The sequence below is a fragment of the Streptococcus oralis genome, assembly GCF_023109005.1.
Lineage (GTDB): Bacteria > Bacillota > Bacilli > Lactobacillales > Streptococcaceae > Streptococcus > Streptococcus oralis_BU.
The window spans coordinates 143476-163482 of the sequence record NZ_JALDTU010000005.1 but is presented as its reverse complement, the minus strand read 5'-3'; the positions used below and the strand labels follow the sequence as shown (position 1 = coordinate 163482).

Here is a 20007-nt window from a genome sequence, read left to right as displayed (position 1 = left end):
AGCGTCTTTAGGCGCTGGCTGGTGATTTGGGCTTATAGCCCTGGTGCAAACCACCCGTTAGACGGGTGGTTATGATTTCACCGTATAAGCAAAACTGATGGCACTATCTGCTTGCGAGATTTTTCTAAAGGTATAGTTAGGGTTGGCACCATAGTTGGTTTCAGACACAAGGAAAGAACCATCATCATAGACTTTCTCTACAAAAGCCACATGACCATAGTCTGCTGGTGTGCCATGTGTACCTCCTACAAAAGAAACAATAGCACCTGATCTTGGTATAGAGCCCGTTTCCCCTCCAAGACTTGAAGCTGTCGCAACCCAGTCCTGACCATTTCCCATGGTATTAATGATCGAAATCTTTTCTCCATTTCTACCTTTTAATTTTAAGCCTAACTGATTCATACGAGCCGCAACACCCCATGTACATTGTCCATAGGCATAGGCCATACCATCTCCACCACCAGGAACAGAATGCTCATACAAGTCTCCACGAACCCCTTCAAGGGATTGCGGGTCACTCTTTGCCTGTCCTCCATTTGTTTGGCTAAAGCCTTTTTCAATTTGGTAATACCATTCCGTGGCTCTAGTTTGTCTTTCCAGTAGTTTGTCACCAGAATTTCCCTCCCAATAGGTAAGGAAGAGTTGGGCCAGATTGGCTGCACTGCCCGTATTTTTAAAGAAGTCCTTTAACCAACTTTGATAGTAAGGACTATCCCCGTGAAGCATAAAATCAAGTTGGAGGTCTAAATCATACCATTTCTTATTTTGGATGCTTGCATAATTCAATAAAGCTGTATGACGTGTTGAACCATCTGCAGTATCCGTCCATTGCCCTAAACCCAAACCTCTATGAAGAATATTAGGATAAGCACCACTATAAATGGCTGGACCTCCAATCGCTAACCAGCTTTCATCATCCCATGAGGAATCGGTAGCGCCAACTGGAGGAGATAAATAATCCCCTTCAGCTCGTTTAGGATTGATAGAAGACTCTACCGACCAATTTCCTAAAATAGCCGCAATGGCTTGGGGACTTGCCCCTTGAGATTTCAAAAACTCATAAATATGTTTTGCTCGTTCAAACTCATCCCCACCAAACTGACCAATGGCAGGTAAGATAGTTGTCTGAAGTTGAATGACTTTGGGAAAATAAAATTGCGGATTGACATACACCAATTTTTCTTTCTTGTTCTTATACTTTTGATAGGAAACTTTCAAACCTGTATCGTCTGATGTTTCACCAATAATATCACCCGTTAGGACTCTTGTACCCTCAATTGCACGGCCATTATGAATAGAATACAAGGTCAATCGACTCTCATTCTCTCCTTTTCCATTAGTGAGAATTATATTGTCACCATCTAGTGATACGACCCCATCCATTGGTGCGACAATCCTTTGGTGAGCCTTCGCTTCTAGTAGAATGTACTCCTGAAGGGTAGGTTTTCCGTCTAAATCATAGTATCCATAACGATAAGTCATGGTCAGACTATCTTCGTTGCTTTTCCCCTCAAATGGATTGTCCAATTCCTGCATGGAAGCATACACACCTTCTTCTTTTAGTTCCTTCATTTCCTCTTGATCGTCTTTCGATAGTTTATACTTAGGAGTTTCATAAAGGTCTTGCATGGATTTCAAATCATCCCCATCGTTTAAATCATGCCACAAAGTAGACAGATAATCCTTGTAAGTTTCGGAACTAAATAAGTGAACTGGTTTGTTTAACTCATAGTCATGGAATTTAAAGTTCATATACCCCATCACATCATCAACTTTTGTGTAATAGGTAATGCCTTTGTCATTTGTGCGAGTATGTTCTGCATCTTCCCAAGTTAGGTGGGTATAAGCTTTTGTTAATTCAAATTCATCTTGTTGAATCAAACTAGCAGATGAAAATCCTAAAAAGAAGCTCATCATAAGTAAGAGAAGAAAGACTAATCCTCCAACTATCCATGTTGCAGGATTTCCAGCCGCAAATGTAAAGAAGGAAAAGGCTGCTTTTAGTTTTTGATAGATATTTCGGACACTTGTAAGACCTTGTTTCTTTAATTTTCGAAACCGATTTTTAAAGGAACTTGGATTATCTTTCGCTAGTTTCCATCCTTTTCCATCCTTAAAATGATGGTATCGCTCTTTTGTGTTGGTCAGTCTTTTCTTGGTAAAACGACCTGTTGCTTGTCCTGTTTTGACACTAGCTTTCCCAAGATTATAAGAAAGCCGACTGTAGCGTTTCCCTTTTCTAATGGTCTCTTGAAGTGTGCGATAGCCTTCTAAATCTTCATTTTCTGAAGCTAACTCTCCACCTTCACGTCCAAGGACATAAAGAAAAGTTTTGGCTTTCCTACTGACTTTTTTGGACTTATAGGCTTGTTTAGTAGATTTTAGATTCTCTTTTGCGGCCTTGACTTCTTTCTTAGCTTTTAATTCTTCTAAACTCTTCCCTTGAAAGAAAAAATTAGATTTTTGTTTCGATTCCTGACCGTAGAGAAATTTTTGATTGGTTTTTCTTTCTTTACGACTCTCTTTTCTTTCTTCTTTTGCTTCTACCTTGGCTTCTCTAAATTGCTTCTTGGCTATTTTCAATCGTTTCCTAGCATGAGGTAATCGTCTGTCTCTTAATTCTTTGCGATTCAAAAAAGATGGAGGACTATTTTGAAGAATATGATTGTAGTCTTCATTTGCTTGTTTTACTCTCTCCTTTGAAGCTTCTCTCATCTCCTCTAGCTTTTGCTTTATCTCTTTTTTCCATGCTTTTTCATCCAGTACAGCGGAATCTTTTTTTTGTTTCTTCACCTCCTTCTTTCCTTGTTTCAAGAATTTCTTCTCATCTTTTAGACTTCTTCTAAATGCCTTTCGTGCACGTATGATTTCTCTTTTATCCTTCATTTACCTTCCCCTTAATTAGAAGCCATTTTATCAGGATCCGTACTCATGATATCAAACAATTGTGTACCTTGAGGAATCTTATTTTTAAAGGGAACGACAACTGAACCAGCTTTTATTAGTCCTGCCCCTTTTTCTGGATTGACTAAGTATTTTTCGAGTTCTTTTGACAAGCCTAAGAGTTGAACCAGTTCTTCTCTGTCATTTTTTGCTTGCTTGAGGAGAATCATAAATTCACTATTTGCAATAATCCGTCTACCGTTTGGATCTAACAATAAGGTTTCGACATTTTGGGTTATCCCAGTCGGACTAGCTCCATATTTTCTGACACGACTCCATAATTTAAAGAAGAAATCACTGGCATATTTATCTAATAAGAGAAGCTGCATTTCATCAAAATAAATCCAGGTCTTCTTCCCTAATTTTTGGTTCCGAACGACACGATTCCATATCTGATCAAAAACAACCATAAGAGCGATTTGTTTCAGCTCATCTCCTAACTTTTTAACGTTATAGATTAAGAAGTTAGATCCTGTCTGAATATTGGTCTTATGAGAAAAAATATCAAGAGAACCTTCGACATACAGTTCCATATCAAGTGCCAAATTCTGCGCTTCTTCTTCTGGCTGTTGACTCAAGACAAAAACCCATTCTTCCAAAGAAGGCTCTTTAAATGACTGATAGGTGAGTCTGGTAACTCGGTCGATAATCGATTTTTCTCTCCCATCCATTTTCCTATCCAATAACTTGCCGATAAAGGATAAAAGAAATTCTGATTTTACCTTTACAGGATCTTCATCCATATTTTCCTCAGACAAGTCAAGGACATTGAGATAGGTTTGGGAATCTGGCGCAATATCAATCATTTCTCCACCAAAAGCCCGTCCAATGACACTGTACTCTGCTTCTGGATCCACAATGATAATTTCAGTATTTTCACCAGATTCTTTGATTTTGGTCGTGATAATTTCATGCTTGGTTGCCATCCCTTTCCCAGCTCCAGATGTCCCTAAAATCAGACCAGACGGTGTATTTAATAGGCTGCGATCAATGGTAATAATATTGCTTGAGATTTGATTGATACCGTAATATTTCCCACTGCGGTCTTGTAAGTCTACTGAAGTCCATGGAGAATTCACTGCTACATTGGACGTTAATAAACTCCGTGATACACCCTCTAAAAAATCACAACCAAATGGCAGCAAACTATTAAAGGCTGCTTCTTGCATATATGGAAGTTTATCAATCATTAGGTCATTTGAGCCAGCCACTTGTTGAATCGTGTCTAGAGCTTGTTTAAGTTCTTCTTCATCCTGACCAAAAACACCAATCAAGAAGACTGTTTGAAATAGTTTATCTCCTGTCTCGGTCATGGTTTTTAAGAGTTCCTCAGCTTCATCAATATTGCTTTCTAAAACATGGCCTACTTTTTCCAAATAGATACCTGTACGAGCAAGTTTTTGTTGTTCCCCAATCTTTTGGGATTCCATTAAGGTCTTCTTTGTTCGTAGTTTCTTCATGGCATCCGCCTTGGTCGAACTTTGAGCATGAAGGCTCACTATCAATTCCAAATCTCCTTGCATGAGGTCTCGGATAAACTGATCACCTAATTCCATGCCGTAGTCTCTCACATAGACAATCTGCAATAAGCGGTCATTGATTTGTAGGTAATTCTTGTTTTTAAAATCTAAAAGGTTAGGGGCTATGAAGTGACGAGTTGTCTGACCAGATCTCGTTAAATCACGGTAAGAAAAAGGAAGATGGTGTTCTCCTCTAAGCATATCGGCCAACAAGTTCACCCGTTCTTCTCCAGCCAAGGATTCAAATCGTGCATCAATTTCTGAGAAACCACTCTTGAAATATTCGCCTATTTGAGACAAGGAACGATAGGCTTGTTTGGGATTAGAATCCTTTCTACCAAAGCTAATCAGTTTCACAGCTGAAAAATTATTTTCACCACTGTCTAAATTCTGATTCATCATTCGATTCAATTCTTGACGATAGCTATCATATCCATCTTCTTTTTCCTCATACAAAACACTTTGTCTAAACTTTTCTAAATTTAATCTTTTATTAAAGATAGTCAATTGGAAGTTGGTTTGGTCGTCTAAAGAGTTAATCAAATCAGAATACTTCTCAATGATTGCGCCTTTATCTTCTAAACCAACAGTTTGGTAATTGACATCACCAAGTAAATAGCTTTGTGAGAAATAATCTTCTTTTACCTGCATCAGACCATTTTGATACAGGGCTTGATAGGAAAGAGTATTAGCCGTAGAGGGTAACACTTCCTCTTTTTTTCCTTTAACTTCTTCCTTTTTATTAGTCATTGAAGCTTTTTGTTTCTTTAATGTATTTGATTTTCTTTTCATGTTCAGATCCTTTCTTTCCTGTAATTGTGCGTAGGGGAACCGTTAGTTCAAAATGAAGACGGTATTTCAAATAATGTTCAAAATATAAATCATTGGGTTTATAGACTCCAAAGAGCATGAGGGGGATGGTAAAGGCAAACACAAAACCGTAAACAAACCAATCTCCAAATTGCCAGAAAAAGAGATTCAAGCCCAAAACAATAATTGTGACAATAAAGGCTGGTAAAACAAATATGATTTGTCTTGTGGTGAAACCTAACCAAGCCCTGTGTTGGTATTTTGAGATGTCTTTAAAGACACGTGTATTCATGACTTTCCTTTCTAAAAAGGCTAAGAAGCAATCACTTCCTAGCCTTTATCTAATTACATACCTAAGATTGAGCGAGCCGTACGTTGAGAACCAACGAGGGCAATAATCAGTAAGATAGCTTGTACCAAACTACCGAACATAATCGCAAGTGATTGCAAGACTCCTGCACCATTTGAAACAGCTATTTTCCCAGCAGATTCAAATAAAGGAACAAGAGAAACAATCAGAAAAATGAGAACCCCTTGTACCGCATAGACCATAATATTTTTTAAATAGCCAATACCAATAGACTTCCACTCATCACTTAAAAATGTTGGAATCGTAAGAGGGGCAAATGGAATCATAAGGTAGAGTTGAATAAATCGAATGGATACCAAAAGATTGACCATGGCTGCACTTACTATCCGAACTAGCCAGATAAGGAGGGCGAAAAAGCCCACAATCATGCGGCCAATAAATCCTGACCCTTTTAATCCAGAGATGGTATCATACTTTGCCCCACCGTGAGCCACAATCGAAGCCACTTGTTCAATGGCATGACTCGCAATCCCGATGATAGCTTCTACAATAACGGTAGTATTGGTAATTACAACTGCGACCATAATATAACTAATCAACATCGGCGCTAATGCTTCAAAGGTCATCGCTCCACCAGAGTTAGCAATTTTCTTTGCCATCTTCGAAAATTCTAAGATGAGAACAACTGATAAAATCGCAACTCCAAGAGGCTGCATGACACTTTTAGTAATACTAGACATATAAGTCCAAACGGTTGGATTGTAGCTAGATAGAGATTTAATCAGATCTACCGTAGATTGTAAATCTACATTAAATCCTTCAAATAAATTTTCAGCTGATATTTTTTCAGATGCAAGGTAAACAAAGGGTGAGACTAAACTAAGATTCATGTCATTGTTTATCCTCCTAAATTGAAATTTGAGTTACAAAGGCTCCAGCAGCCCCTACCATAACACCACCGACAATTTCCAGAATGGCATTCCGAACACCTGGTCCACCATCTTTAATGTTGGTTGCAAGGTTGACAATCCCCACAACAACGAGAAAGGCACCAACCGCAATCAATCCCTTCTGTAACAAAGACATAGCTTGTGCAAACATAGCACTTGCGTCTACTCCATAAACAAAACCTTTAAAATGCGTAATCATCTATTTCCTCTTTTCTATTTTTATTTTAAACTAGATTCAAAAGTTAGATCACGAATTCTAAGGCCTTCAAGATGATTTTCTTGTCTTTGATTCAAAGGATTGATTTGATAGTTCCACCACCGTTCATCTGTTTCTTGATTGGCTAGGTACTTCCAGTTTGGATGCTTAGTGGAATTGTATTTTTTGCTTTTAAAGACAGGCATATTGGCAATTCGAACCAAGCATTCATGCCGTTTCATATTTCCAACCTCATCGGGTGTCATTAAATCACGAGCAATCTTTTGATGAGAAAGGGAACCTGAACCTGTCTGGCCAAAGGAACGACTAGTATTTCGAACATCAATGGTTTGTTTACCGAGTAAGCCACTCATAAATTTAAAGGTATCTTCATCATTCCCACCTAAGTAGACTAAGCTATCACAGTTCCCCAAAATGGTTTTCCATGCTTCTTTTTCTTTATAGAGCCCTTGAAGTTGGGCAATATTTTGTAGAATAGGAACGAGACTCATGTTCCGAGAGCGAACTGTTGAGGTTTGTTCAGCAAAATCTGGGATTTCTCCGATATTTGCGAATTCATCTAAGTAGACTCTCACATGAAGAGGTAATTGCCCCTTAAAATCAATATCTGCTTGTCTTGTTAAGGTTTGAAATACGGTTGAAAAAAAGAGGGCTGAAAGAAAGCGGAAGGTACTATCGTTATCAGGGATAACTAAGTAGACCATTGATTTTTCCTTCCCCCATGTCTTCATATCAAGTGTATCTCTTTTGGTCAAATCCATGACACTTTGAATATTAAAGAGGGCAAATTTAGCAGTGGTTACAGCTATAACAGAATCTAGTGTCTTGTCCTTATAATTTTGAAAATCTGCCCAATTTCGCATGGTAAAATTTTCAGTCCCATACTTTTTAGCATAATTTTCAAATAGAATTTCTAAGACACTTTTTTCCTGATTTTCACCTTTGGATAAGTGTTTAATGAGTTTTGAAATTTCAGCAAAACTTGGATAACGCCCTCGTTTTTTTCGCTCTTCCACTTCTTTTTTTTGACGTTTCAACAAGTTTTGGTATTCTGTTTGACTCAAACGACTTTCTTCTATGAGCTGTTCTCTTGTTTTAGGTGGGTTATAGAAATCGACCAAGTAGGAGGCTAAAGCTCGTACCAAAGTCATAGAAGCTTCATCCCAAAATGGATCACTACGGGAGCCAGAGCCTTTAGTGTTATTAAAATAAACCGTCAGCATGCGATTCAAATCGTTTTCTGTCTCTATATAGCGAAAAGGATTGAAGCCATCTGAGTTCTTCATATTGACTAAATCTAGCACCTTTACTTGGTAGCCATGTTCCAAAAAGAGTCTTCCTGTTTTCTCAGCTAAGTGATCTTTAGGATCCACGACAATATTGGAACTATTCATCTGAATCAGATTGGGTTTTACAAAGCGAAATGTCTTCCCACTTCCTGAACCTCCGATTACCGCTATATTCTTATTTCTATCATATTGGGGTGGTTTTTTATCTAATAATGTCAAACGAACATCTTGTGCTAAGATCGTATCATGAGAAAATTCCTTACCGTAAAAGAGCTTCTTTTCTTTTAGAGTTCCAAAACGGGCGCTCCCGTATTCTACCCCTTCTCGGTATTGTTTTTTACCAGTCTCTAGATAGAGATAAACCAGCAACATCATCACAAAGCCTAGTAGAAAAAAAGCACTGGATTTTCCAGTAAAGGAAACATTCCATGGCGACTGAAGAACTTCATCTTGACCTTCCATTAGAAGATGAGTCCATTTATCTAATGTATTTCCAGTATAGGAATCATACAAAAGCGTCAAACGATGAAAAAGATAGCCTAGAAAGATACCTAACAGTGAGAATAGTAGGAATTTCTTTCCACTGTACATTATCTCACCATCTCTTTCTGTTTGACGGCTCCTTCTTGTGCAAAGGTAATTTGGGATTTAGCCTCATCAATTGCATCGTCTAATGACTTATCCATAGTAAAATCAGCTAATTTCTCCGGATCATTGACCATTTTTTCTAACAGATAGTCTAAATGATTGTCCAGAATCGAACGGTCTTTCGTGTAGAAATGCAGAGAATCCCCTTGCCAAGCGATGGCCAAAGGAATCTCTTCTTTTTCTAAAAAAGCTTTAAATTTCTCTATATCAATTGGTTTGTCTAAAAAATCTTTTTTCAGATTAATCGTATCAATCGAATAAGGAGATTGTAGCAATTCTTCTAATTTCTGCACCCCTATCTTATAGGCAGAATCTTGTGCTAGAGCCTGACGTCTGGACCATTCTAGAATCTTTAAGAGACTTTTGACAGTAAATAAAAGACTACGCTCTGCATATTGAACTGCCATTCGTTCCTGTTGTTCAGAGGACATCTGATGCCTCCTTCTTAACAAATAGCAGCTTTCCTTCTTTATAACGATAAGCTATCAATTTCTGACGTTGCTTAATCGACTTGACAACCTGCAGTAGATCTCTCGAATAAGGTTCTCGAAGAGTAACTTCTACTGCTTTCCCATCAATGATACCAACACGTTTAAATTCAATGTAGTCTTTTTTGAGATGTCCTAAGCCCATACCAAAGGGAAAGTGATGAATCAATTGGATGGTACAACCACCTTTATTTCCCATTTGTTTCAAATCATACAAGTTTACTACCTTCATGATTAACTCCTTTATCTAGTTTGTCGCATCGTTTAAGTCTGGTAACGATAAACTCCGTGTCTGTTAGAAAATTCTCACACACGTCTTGTGCCAGTTGCCCTTCACAGGGAAATACTCTCAGTCCCTACTTACACAGGCACGCTAATCAAGACGGAGTGGATTCAATTTTCAAAGAACAGGTAGCTTTATTATAGATAAGAGTAGTTGAAATTTTTATCACATTTCTAATTTTTCTGTCGAGCTAAATTCATACTAAACAAAGATTTTGAAATAAAAGACTAACATTATGAAATAACGTTAGCTTTTCATTTCCCTAAACAAGCAGCAAACTATAAACTAGTAGGTTCCACACCAAATGTAGCTCCATACTGCCCCATAAATCAGATTTATAGCGCACCATCCCTAAAAACATCCCAAGTGAAACATACAAACACCAAGCTAGAATGGTTCCAGGATGATGTGCTAAGGCAAATAAAACGCTTGTCAAAGCAACTCGAATATCTAATTTTCTAACCAAGTTCCATAAAATTTCTCGATACAGAAATTCTTCAACCATACTCGCATTGATTAAGAACAATAAAAATGAAAACCAAGGAACTTGATGTTGAATGCCAATTAAGTTTGCTTGATTCGTACTTCCTTGAGCATGAATCAGGCTAAAACATAGACTTATAATCAGTAGGCTAACAAATCCAACACCAAGCCATTTCATCCTAGTTTTCATATCGATTTTATGCGCTTGTTTACGTTGACCATACATCCATAAAAAAGAAATGAGCGACCCACAATAGAGAATCTGTAGTATAGTTAACTCACCGCTACAAAGAAATTTCAGTAAGTATAGAGATACCAATAGGATATTTACTTGTTGGAATATATAAACTGGAATTATTCTTTTCATAGTTACCTCCGAAATAAATCTTCATAATCTAAATCTAATACCTGCACAATCCTTTCTACCCATGGACTTTGAGGCATTCGTTGTTCCACCTTGTAGTGCCGAATTTTTTGATACAAACGATTCAATTCACTTGGATAGTGAAACTCTCCCGCAAACATTTTTCTGGTTAACTCAATCCAGCTGATATTTCTTTCAGCTAAAATAATGGACAAGTTCTCCCAAAATCGTTCAGCCATATTGCTTCTCCTTTAGTTAGATAAATAATGTGTTTGTGCCATGTAAATCAATTGTTTCGTATCCCTTGGCAATAAAGCTCTAGCCTCTTCCAAATTCAGATTTGGATAAACTCGCTTATTTGAAACCGCAAGAGGAAGTCTGATGGTTAGTTCAGGATTTTTTAAAATCATCTCAACGAAATCCGTTAATCTTAGATTGTCACGGTTCTTAAATCGTAATAAATTGGGAGATAAAAACTCAAAACAATCTGAAGAATAGCTCATCATCTCAATTAATTTGTCCTTTGTCATTTCAGAAACTGAATGGCAAGATACTTCGATACCATAGTTTTGGAAGAATTCTAAAAGAAGTTGATTTCTATGGCTATTTTTACTTAGATAGAGATCAATCATGGGAGACCTCCCACTGATTCGCTTCAATTTGATATTCTGAGACGATTAAGGAATCTAATGAATGTGAGAAGTTAATTGATTTCTTGTCTTCATCATAAGCTTTTACAGTTACTTGGGTTGTAAGTATTCCCTCTTTTCCCTCTGCTCGATAACCTTGTCCATATAAAATAAAAACGAGATTTTGATGATCATCTACAAAGGCATCAACTCCATTCTTTATGTCTTGACTTTCAAGGAATTCCATAACGTTTTGAAGATAGGATTCGTAAAATAGTGGGTAGTTGTGTTTTTTATGGTAATCATCTAAAAATGTCACTTCAAACTCACATGGATAATTGGGCATCAAAAATAATTGTTCATCCAGTTGTTTGATTTCTGCATCATGTAATTCTGTTTCTAATTCATCACAATCTAGTATTGATTCTTTATTTAATGCTTTCATCTTTTTCCTCTATTTCTTTTAATTTATTTGCGATTGCGGCAATCACAGGAACGGTTACACTATTACCAGCTTGTTTATAGAGCTGACTATTACTAGAGACTTTTCTAGCAGCTTCAAAAGCCCAATCAGGAAAACCCTGCAAGCGAAAACACTCTTTAGGAGTAATTCGTCGTATCCTCAGACGGTAAAATTGTCCATCTATTAATACACCGGCTACATGATAAACTTGTTTATCTTCTCCTTCATAGCTAGCCACTACTACTCCCATTTGACCACTAGTTGTTAACGTATTCGCTATACCTTTTCCAACTCTACCTCGACGATACTGAGAACTTGGTCTTTCCAAATTGATGGAATCTCCTATTTCTGCTTGAGCATATCCTTTTTTCGTTGCTTCCCGTACTTTTAGAAATTGGATTGGTTCTGGAATTAGTATTTTGGGGATCTTATCTCCTCCTTGCATCGTAGTCAGTGTTGGAGATAAACCCTCACTTCCATAGACACGACCAGTTTCCTTAAAGCTAGTTGGTAAATCTCCAACAACGACAATACCATGCCGATCTTGAGTATTTAAAGTAAACATTGGCTCTTGATTATCCTTAAAACGTTTACCATTTTGTCTTTTTTTTAATCTGTCTGGTGTCATACAAGGAATCGCAACTTTAAATCCTTCTCCTTTCCCACGAACTAAGGTTGGCGCAAGACCTTCTGAATAATAAACTTTACCACTCATTCCACTTTTTGATGGATTTAAATTTCCTAGCGCTTTCAAAGTCTCAGAGTTAGTTGCTTGACCTTCTCGTCTGAAAGGAAATAGGAGTCTGGTACCTTTCTTTCTAGAATGTCCGATAATAAACACCCTCTCTCTGTTTTGGGGAACGCCAAAATCCTTACTGTTAAGCACCTGCCACTCAACATCAAACCCCAACTCATCAAGTGTGGTAAGAATTGTGGTGAACGTCCGTCCCTTATCGTGATTGAGTAGGCCTTTAACATTTTCAAGAAAAAGAAAACGTGGTTGGATTTGTTTGGCCGCCCGAGCAATTTCAAAGAACAAAGTTCCTCTAGTATCTTCAAATCCCAATCGTCTTCCTGCGATTGAAAATGCTTGACAAGGGAATCCCCCACAGATGACATCGACTTTCCCTCTAAGTTTTTTAAATTCGTCATCTGAAACATCTCGTATGTCATGAAATTCAATTTCTCCTTCCGTTTGAAAAATGGACTTATAAGATTCTCTAGCAAATTTATCAATCTCACAAAATCCAATACACTCGTGTCCGACACTTTCCATTCCAAGTCTAAAACCACCGATACCTGAAAATAAATCAATAAATCTCATTTCTTGTCCACCCCTTTCTTATCGACTATCATTGTCAGAACTGTCACTCCACTTGAAATGACAATGAGCATAACTAATATCCACTCGATTGGCGACATTTAACCACCTCCTTTTCTAACATGGTTATTCCAAACAGAATACAAGCCGTTAAACACAAATTCAGCAAGGACTTCAGCTCGCCTAACAAAGCGAACATTGTCAAGAGCATACTGATAGATTCTCTCAAAATCGGTCATAGCAATTTCACTAGCTGTTTCAGAAAAACCTTCTCGTCTAAATTGATCTTGTACCAATCCCCAAATATAATCTCGATCATATTTTGTGACCTTTTCTACTTTTCTTCTCAAAATAGGTTGAGAATTCCTTTCTTCCTCATCCTCAATAAATAAAGATTCAGTCTCACTATATTTAGTCTCACTAACTTCAGTCTCACTAGGGGCTGAATAAGAGACGGGGGCCGCTTCATTTTCATCCTGGCATAGTCTTTTTTTAACACTAGGCCTGTTCGAACTAGCTACTGGGGTAGAAGACAACTCCCCTAAATAAATCTTATTAGCTAGTCTCCCTTTCTCACTTGAAGACTGTTGGACTTCATCAATTAAGTCATATTCTTTAAGAATTTTTTTGATGGACAGTAATTTTGACTTCGAACAACCTAATAGCTTCATCAGGTTAGAATTAGAAAATACTAAATAAACCGCTCCTTCTTCATCTATCCAACCACGACTGAGAGATAATTCTAAACGATCCTTTAAAATAGAATAAGCTACCTTTACTTCTAGTTTCATATCCATATATTTCTCATCCTCAAAAAGAATTTTAGGTAATTTGTAATACCGTTCTGAAGTTTGATATTGATTTGCGGTTATTCGTTTCATAACGCTCCTCCAAGTTCTTTGAGTATTAAATTTCCACTTGATTCCAATCGAACCAAGCCACTTTTTTCCAATTCAGCCATAAGAGAGATGGCCTCAACAATATCTATTCCCATTTCACGTACTAAAAATGAAATGACAATATAGCGTGATGATTGTAATTCCTTTGTCATTTTCCCTCCTGAAAATAAAAAAAGGAGAACAATATTCAACTGTTCTCCAAAATAATTTTATTAAAAAGAAAAACCCTGCCAAATTAATTTTTGGTAGGGTTTTTGGTAGGAAACTAAATTAATTTATCAGTTTCTAAAATGTGTTCACGATTCTAAAAGGCTGATACTATAGTATTCCGAATTCTAATTGGTATATGCCTCTTATTTAAGAGTAACTGAAGCTCCAGCTTCTTCCAATTTAGCTTTGATTTCTTCAGCTTCTGCAGTTGGAACGCCTTCTTTGATGACACCTGGTGCACCATCAACAAGTTCTTTAGCTTCTTTAAGTCCAAGACCAGTGATTTCACGTACAGCTTTGATAACGCCAACTTTTTTGTCACCAGCAGCTGTCAATTCAACGTCAAATGAATCTTTAGCAGCACCAGCGTCAGCAGCACCAGCTGCAGCTACAGCTACAGGAGCAGCTGCAGTTACACCAAATTCTTCTTCGATAGCTTTTACAAGGTCGTTCAATTCAAGGATTGAAGCTTCTTTAATTTCAGCAATAATGTTTTCAATGTTCAATGCCATTGTTATTTCCTCCAAATAAGTTTTTAATTATAATAGTTTTTTCGTAGCTATGCTACGCTGCGTAGCTTAAGATTAAGCTGCGTCTTCTTTGTTGTCTGCAACCGCTTTGACTGCAAGAGCAACGTTGCGCACTGGCGCTTGAAGTACAGAAAGGAGCATAGAAAGAAGTCCTTCGCGGTTTGGAAGAGTTGCAAGAGCAACGATTTCTTCTTTAGATGCGACAGCGCCTTCAATTGCACCACCTTTGATTTCAAGTGCTTCAGCGTTTTTAGCAAAGTCGTTCAAGATTTTCGCTGGTGCGATAACATCTTCATTAGAAAATGCTACGGCAGATGGTCCAACAAATACTGATGCAAGATCTTCAAGACCAGCTTTTTCAGCTGCACGACGCAAGATTGAGTTTTTAATGACTTTATACTCAACTTCGCTTCCACGAAGCTCACGACGAAGAACTGTATCTTGATCAACTGTCAAACCACGAGCGTCTACAACGACGATAGATGCAGCAGCTTTCATTTTTTCAGCTACTACGTCAACTAGTTCCGCTTTTTTAGCAATAATTGCTTCACTCATTAGTGTGTTCACCTCCGTAATTATTTTGCTTGGGGAATTTTTCCAAAAGAAAAACGCGCCCAAACCTAGACACGAAAGTACAATACGCTTCTTTTTACATGATACGTTTTGTCCTCGGTAGGATCTTTATGAGTCGAGCTCCCCTACTGTCTTAGGCAGTTTTTTCAAACCGTATATAAGTATAGCATAGACAAAAAAAGAATGCAAGATTTTTGCAAACTTTTTTTGAAATTTTTTTAAATCTCGACTGTCAAAACTTTGCCTTGCTTAACCACCTGTTCTCCAGCGATATAAACATCATCAACATCACTGGATTTGACAGCATAAACCAGGTGAGAGAGCATATTTTCCTGAGGTTGGAGATGGATTTTCCCTTGAGGATTAATGACCAGAAAATCTGCCTGCTTACCAACTTCCAGACTTCCTATCTGATCTTCCATTCCAAGAACCTTAGCACCTTCTATCGTTAGAGCTTTGAGAGCTGTTTCGATAGGAAATTGGCTGGCATCTCCACTCTTCATTTTCTGAAGGAGGGCTGCTGTCCTTCCTTCCTCAAACATGTCTAGATTGTTATTGGAAGCAACCGAGTCTGTCGCAATCCCTACTGCTACTTCTGCTTTTTGCAGTTGGATGATTGGAGCGATTCCTGAAGCCAGTTTGAGATTACTGATAGGATTGTGAGCGATAGCCACATGAGAAGTTGCCAAGCGTTCAATTTCTCTCTCGTTTAATTCGACCCCGTGAGCAAAGACAGACGGATGATCTAAGTAACCTAGTTCTTCTAGAAAGGCAAGGGGGCGTTTGCCGTATCGTTTCAGGATAATTCCTGACTCTTCCTTGGTCTCCGCCACATGGATATGGATGGGAATATTCAGCTCTTTTGCCATATCTAAGCTTACTTCCAGCAAGTCTCTACTACAGCTGTAGGGAGAATGAGGGGCTACCATAACCTTGAAATTTGGGTTTTCATATCCTAAGATTTCTTATATAATGGACCGTGTTCTGCTTATAGTCTCAGCAGTTGTTTCTGTCTCTGAAGAAAAGAGGGTCGGTGAGAAATAACAACGCATCTTAGATGCTTTCACTACCTGATAAATTCTCTCAATATACACACCATTGGGATTATACATATCGTTAAAGGTTGTTGTCCCTGACTGGAGCATTTCTGTCAGAGCCTCTTTGACCGCCTTGGTAGTCATGTCAGGAGTAAAGCCTGCTTCTGCTGGCCAGATATAGTCATTGAGCCATTCATGGAGATTGCTATCATCCCGAATCCCTCGCAAACCTGTCATAGCAGAATGGGTATGGCAATTGACCAAACCAGGCATAATCCAGGCTCCCTGATAGTCTATAATCTGCTCAGCTTGCTCTAAAATCTCTTGCTTCTCTTGACCGGCATAGACAATTTGAGAGTCCTTAACGGCTAAGACACCACCCAAATAAACATGGAAATTTTTGTCACAAGTCACGAGATTTACATGCTGATAGACTTTCATTGTTTTCTCCTTCTAAGACCCTGATTTTTTCTAGCTATTGTAACAAAAAAGTCACCCGAAGGCAACTTTTTTTCCATAATATTGCAAAATAGAAAGGATTATTCAGAGCTAAAAGCTGAAGCTTTTTGCATTTGGTAATACTTGCCCTTTCTTGCCATGAGGTCTTGATGATTTCCATGCTCCACGATATCGCCATCCACCAAGACAAGAATCAAATCCGAATCCTGAATGGTTGACAAACGGTGAGCAATGATAAAGCTTGTGCGCCCCTTCATGAGTTTGGCAAAGGCATCCTGGACCAGCACTTCTGTCCTTGTATCGATGGAGGAAGTTGCCTCGTCTAAGATAAGAATCTTTGGGATAGCTAGAAAGACTCGGGCGATAGTTAAGAGCTGGGCTTGCCCAACAGAGAGGGATTCTCCTGCATTTTCCAACTTAGTATCGTATCCCTGTGGCAACTGTTGGATGAAAAAGTCTGCGTTGGCTGCTTTGGCGGCAGCAATCACCTGCTCCCGACTGGCGTCAGGATTTCCAAAGGCAATATTGTCATGAACGGTTCCTTGCTTGAGCCAGGTTTCTTGGAGCACCATGCCAAACTGCTGTCTCAATGACGCTCGGGTATAGTCGTAAATGGAACGACCGTCTAGCAAGATATCTCCCGAGTTAATAGGATAAAAACGCATGAGGAGATTGATAAGAGTTGACTTACCAGCACCTGTCGGACCAACAATGGCTACCTTGCTACCAGCTGGGATATCGATGGATAAGTCCTTAATCAAGATCCTTTCAGGATTGTAGCCAAAAGAAACATGCTTAAAGGAAATGGCTCCCTGTACTTGGTCACTGGTCAAGATTTCCTTACCTGTTTCAGCCACCTCTGTACTTTCTAAGACAGCATAGACACGCTCTGCACAAGCGAGAGCACTTTGCAATTCGGCTAGAACAGAAGAAATATCGTTAAAGGGCTTAGTGTACTGCTGAACATAGTTCAAAAAAGTCACTAAACGCCCGATGGTCAAGGTGGATCCCATCATGATACGATAGGCTCCCACTCCAGCTAAAAGCGCATAAATGAGTGCATTGACAAAGCGAGTCGAAGGATTGACCGTTGATGAATAAAAGATGGCTGACTGAGAATAGCCTGCGTAGTTGGCATTCGCCTCATGCAGTCTTTGGATAAACTCTGTCTGAGCATTGAAAGACTGGATAATAGTTTGCTGGCTAAGCGATTCTTCAATCAACTGAGTCTGAATTCCCCTGGTCTCTGTTTGCTTCTGGAAGAGATGATAGGACCGTTTGGCAATAAAGCGTGAAATCACCATGGATAGTGGCGTCAACAGCAAGACCAAGAGGGTCATGAGGAGATGAATTTGGAGCATGGCCAGAATACTAACCAAAATCATCAAGACACCAATGAAAAATTGGTTAAAAATCATGGTCAAGCCAACTGCCAACTGCTCTATGTCCGTGGTCACACGACTGACCATCTCTCCACTTCCTTGCCTATCTACAAAGGCAATCGGCAAACGATGGAGCTTATGGATTATTCGCTCTCGCAAGTCTCTAGTATATGAGAAGATTAGGCGATTATAAAGAAGAGGATTGGCCCATTGTACCAGAGTATTTCCTATGACTACCAAGATCATCTGGAGAAAAATCTGCCAAAAAACTGGTGATGAACCAGCCACCAAGACTTGGTCAATGACCTGCCCAATCAGAATAGGTAGGTAAATTGATAAGCCAACTTGGGCAATAGTTCCTAGAAAGGCTAGGAAAAGGAGGAAGGGATGGCTTGCTAAATCTACGGCTAAACGTTTGAGCGTCTGGTTTGCAGTTTGTCGTTTCATTCTAGTCCTCCTTTCCATGTTGGGATGCATTGATTTCACGATAGACTTGACTAGTCTTCATCAAGTCCTCATGCTTGCCGACAGCTAGAAGCTCACCTTTTTCCAAGAGGAGAATCTGGTCAGCCATCTGTAAAGTCGAGGTTCGTTGAGAAATCAAGATCAAGCTCGTGGTTGGTAAGTTTTCGCGGATAGCTTTCAAGAGCTTGGACTCGGTAATGGTGTCGAGGGCCGAGGTCGCATCATCTAGGATGAGAAATGGAGCTTGGCGCAGGACTGATCGAGCAATCGACAGACGTTGTTTTTGTCCACCTGAGAAATTTCGACCTCCTGCCCCAACAGTAGCATCCAAAAGTCCTTCCTTTTCACTGACAAAATCCTTAGCTTGCGCAATCTCCAAGGCCTGCCAGAGTTCTTGGTCAGGTACTTCTTGATGTAAACCTAGAGTCAAGTTGGAACGAATAGTTCCCTTAAATAGTTCTACTTTTTGAGGCACATAGGCAATCCAAGACCGCCACTGCTCCAAATTAAGAGGACTACGTCCATCTCGATAAAGGTCAATGCTTCCCTTATCTGCTGGATAAAGACCAAGTAAGACTTGCACCAAGCTTGACTTACCAGAACCTGTTCCCCCAATGATACCAAGGATTTGTCCTTGAGTCATATCAAAGGAAATGTTTCTCAGAGAAGGCTGAGCCGCATCAGGATAGGTAAAAGTCAATTCTTGGACTTGTAAAACCTGATTACTGGCAACTTGCTTTTGTTCTAACTCCGAATGGATATCTTCTGGAGCCTCAGCAAAGACTTCCTCGATTCGCTTGGCTGAGATATAGGATTGATTGAGAGAATTGATCAACATAGCAAGCTTGACCAATTCCACCAAGATCTGCAAGAGGTAGTTGATAAGGGCAATGAGGGCACCTTGACTAAGCAAGCCTCCTTGAATTGAGATATAGCCCTGCCAGATGACGACAAGGAGGGTCCCATTGACAATCAGATAGGTCAGAGGTGTTAACAAACTAGACCAGAAACCCGTCTTTTCTTGCAATCTAGCATAAACTTGGTTAAGGGTTTGAAAAATCTGCAACTCTCCTTTTTCCTGACCAAAAGCACGAATAACTCGCATGCCTTGTAATTGCTGACGCGTTTCCTGAACCAGCTGATCCGTTTTCTTTCTGAGACTACTGTAGAGTGGATTGACCAGTCGAGAGAGACCGACAATGACAATCGTCAAAATGACAACCATAACCAAAAACCAGAAAGTTAGCTCAGCCGAGATGCGATAGGCCATAAAGATAGCCCCAAAAACGATAATGGGCGCTCGCAAAAAGAGGCGCAGGAATTGATTGATCCCAGTCTGAATCTGGTAGGTATCCGAAGTCAAGCGGGTGACTAAGCTAGAAGTTGTCAAACGGTCTCTGCTGTCCTTGGGTAAAGAAAGAATATGACGATAGAGGTCGTTTGTCAATTCCTTGGCAAAACCTACCGCTGCCTTGGCTGAGTAAAACTGGGCTACCAAGGCTACGAAAACGCCAATCACTGCAAAGATAAGGAGTAAGCCAATCTGCATCCAGAGATGTCCTTGATCTCTCTGAGGCAAGGACTGGTCAACAATCCCAGCAATCACCATGGGAACCAAGAGCTCAAAAACAGCTTCTAGTAACTTGAATAAGGGAGCTAAAATGGATTCTTTGATATAGGGTTTGAAGTAAGATAGTAAGTGTTTCATAGATCCTTTCTATTCTTATTCTGGAA

19 protein-coding genes, 1 pseudogene and 1 other annotated feature are annotated in these 20007 nt (G+C 39.2%); all 20 genes and pseudogenes read right to left on the bottom strand.

Annotated elements, in window-relative coordinates; all coding sequences use genetic code 11:
- Positions 1 to 69: 69 nt before the first annotated feature.
- Positions 70 to 2886: a phage tail tip lysozyme gene (locus tag M1F56_RS06640; RefSeq protein WP_247917248.1), complete on the bottom strand. Its 2817-nt coding sequence runs from the start codon at positions 2884 to 2886 to the stop codon at positions 70 to 72.
- Between the two features lie 11 nt (positions 2887 to 2897).
- Positions 2898 to 5255, bottom strand: coding sequence for a VirB4-like conjugal transfer ATPase, CD1110 family (locus M1F56_RS06635; RefSeq protein ID WP_247917247.1), 2358 nt, complete (start codon positions 5253 to 5255; stop codon positions 2898 to 2900).
- Entirely contained in the window at positions 5206 to 5565 is a 360-nt protein-coding gene (locus M1F56_RS06630; RefSeq protein WP_247917246.1) for a PrgI family protein, read from the bottom strand. Before M1F56_RS06630 ends, M1F56_RS06635 begins: the two co-directional genes overlap by 50 nt.
- Before the next feature lie 53 nt (positions 5566 to 5618).
- Positions 5619 to 6473 (bottom strand): conjugal transfer protein TrbL, encoded by an 855-nt coding sequence (locus M1F56_RS06625; protein ID WP_001054257.1) that lies wholly within the window; start codon positions 6471 to 6473, stop codon positions 5619 to 5621.
- A gap of 16 nt (positions 6474 to 6489) precedes the next feature.
- Positions 6490 to 6732 carry a hypothetical protein gene (locus M1F56_RS06620; RefSeq protein ID WP_000627865.1) on the bottom strand — a complete coding sequence of 81 codons (243 nt, stop codon included), beginning with the start codon at positions 6730 to 6732 and terminating at the stop codon, positions 6490 to 6492.
- A 20-nt stretch (positions 6733 to 6752) separates the two neighbouring features.
- Positions 6753 to 8630: a VirD4-like conjugal transfer protein, CD1115 family gene (locus M1F56_RS06615; protein ID WP_247917245.1), complete on the bottom strand. Its 1878-nt coding sequence runs from the start codon at positions 8628 to 8630 to the stop codon at positions 6753 to 6755.
- Complete coding sequence (locus M1F56_RS06610) at positions 8630 to 9118, bottom strand: hypothetical protein (RefSeq protein WP_041331746.1); 489 nt, start codon at positions 9116 to 9118, stop codon at positions 8630 to 8632. The genes M1F56_RS06615 and M1F56_RS06610 overlap by 1 nt, the downstream gene beginning before the upstream one ends.
- Positions 9108 to 9407, bottom strand: coding sequence for a hypothetical protein (locus tag M1F56_RS06605; RefSeq protein ID WP_000869759.1), 300 nt, complete (start codon positions 9405 to 9407; stop codon positions 9108 to 9110). The genes M1F56_RS06610 and M1F56_RS06605 overlap by 11 nt, the downstream gene beginning before the upstream one ends.
- Before the next feature lie 313 nt (positions 9408 to 9720).
- Positions 9721 to 10308 carry a CPBP family intramembrane glutamic endopeptidase gene (locus M1F56_RS06600; protein WP_041331743.1) on the bottom strand — a complete coding sequence of 196 codons (588 nt, stop codon included), beginning with the start codon at positions 10306 to 10308 and terminating at the stop codon, positions 9721 to 9723.
- 2 nt (positions 10309 to 10310) lie between these two features.
- Complete coding sequence (locus M1F56_RS06595; RefSeq protein WP_000840778.1) at positions 10311 to 10544, bottom strand: hypothetical protein; 234 nt, start codon at positions 10542 to 10544, stop codon at positions 10311 to 10313.
- A 12-nt stretch (positions 10545 to 10556) separates the two neighbouring features.
- Entirely contained in the window at positions 10557 to 10937 is a 381-nt protein-coding gene (locus tag M1F56_RS06590; RefSeq protein ID WP_041331740.1) for an arsenate reductase, read from the bottom strand.
- Positions 10930 to 11379, bottom strand: coding sequence for a hypothetical protein (locus M1F56_RS06585; RefSeq protein ID WP_041331737.1), 450 nt, complete (start codon positions 11377 to 11379; stop codon positions 10930 to 10932). The genes M1F56_RS06590 and M1F56_RS06585 overlap by 8 nt, the downstream gene beginning before the upstream one ends.
- Positions 11363 to 12721, bottom strand: coding sequence for a DNA (cytosine-5-)-methyltransferase (dcm, locus tag M1F56_RS06580; protein ID WP_041331734.1), 1359 nt, complete (start codon positions 12719 to 12721; stop codon positions 11363 to 11365). The genes M1F56_RS06585 and dcm overlap by 17 nt, the downstream gene beginning before the upstream one ends.
- Before the next feature lie 98 nt (positions 12722 to 12819).
- Positions 12820 to 13599, bottom strand: a complete 780-nt coding sequence (locus M1F56_RS06575) for a replication initiator protein A (protein ID WP_041331731.1) — start codon at positions 13597 to 13599, stop codon at positions 12820 to 12822.
- On the bottom strand, positions 13596 to 13769 hold the full coding sequence (locus M1F56_RS06570) for a hypothetical protein (protein ID WP_078142618.1): 174 nt from the start codon (positions 13767 to 13769) through the stop codon (positions 13596 to 13598). The genes M1F56_RS06575 and M1F56_RS06570 overlap by 4 nt, the downstream gene beginning before the upstream one ends.
- Before the next feature lie 201 nt (positions 13770 to 13970).
- Complete coding sequence (gene rplL / locus M1F56_RS06565) at positions 13971 to 14339, bottom strand: 50S ribosomal protein L7/L12 (RefSeq protein WP_001196962.1); 369 nt, start codon at positions 14337 to 14339, stop codon at positions 13971 to 13973.
- Between the two features lie 72 nt (positions 14340 to 14411).
- Entirely contained in the window at positions 14412 to 14912 is a 501-nt protein-coding gene (gene rplJ, locus M1F56_RS06560; RefSeq protein ID WP_001287266.1) for a 50S ribosomal protein L10, read from the bottom strand.
- Between the two features lie 38 nt (positions 14913 to 14950).
- Positions 14951 to 15086 (bottom strand) — a sequence feature (ribosomal protein L10 leader region).
- Between the two features lie 62 nt (positions 15087 to 15148).
- Positions 15149 to 16408: pseudogene (locus M1F56_RS06555) on the bottom strand (TRZ/ATZ family protein).
- A 98-nt stretch (positions 16409 to 16506) separates the two neighbouring features.
- Positions 16507 to 18255: an ABC transporter ATP-binding protein gene (locus M1F56_RS06550; RefSeq protein ID WP_247917244.1), complete on the bottom strand. Its 1749-nt coding sequence runs from the start codon at positions 18253 to 18255 to the stop codon at positions 16507 to 16509.
- 1 nt (position 18256) lies between these two features.
- Positions 18257 to 19981: an ABC transporter ATP-binding protein gene (locus M1F56_RS06545; protein ID WP_247917243.1), complete on the bottom strand. Its 1725-nt coding sequence runs from the start codon at positions 19979 to 19981 to the stop codon at positions 18257 to 18259.
- Positions 19982 to 20007 lie beyond the last annotated feature (26 nt).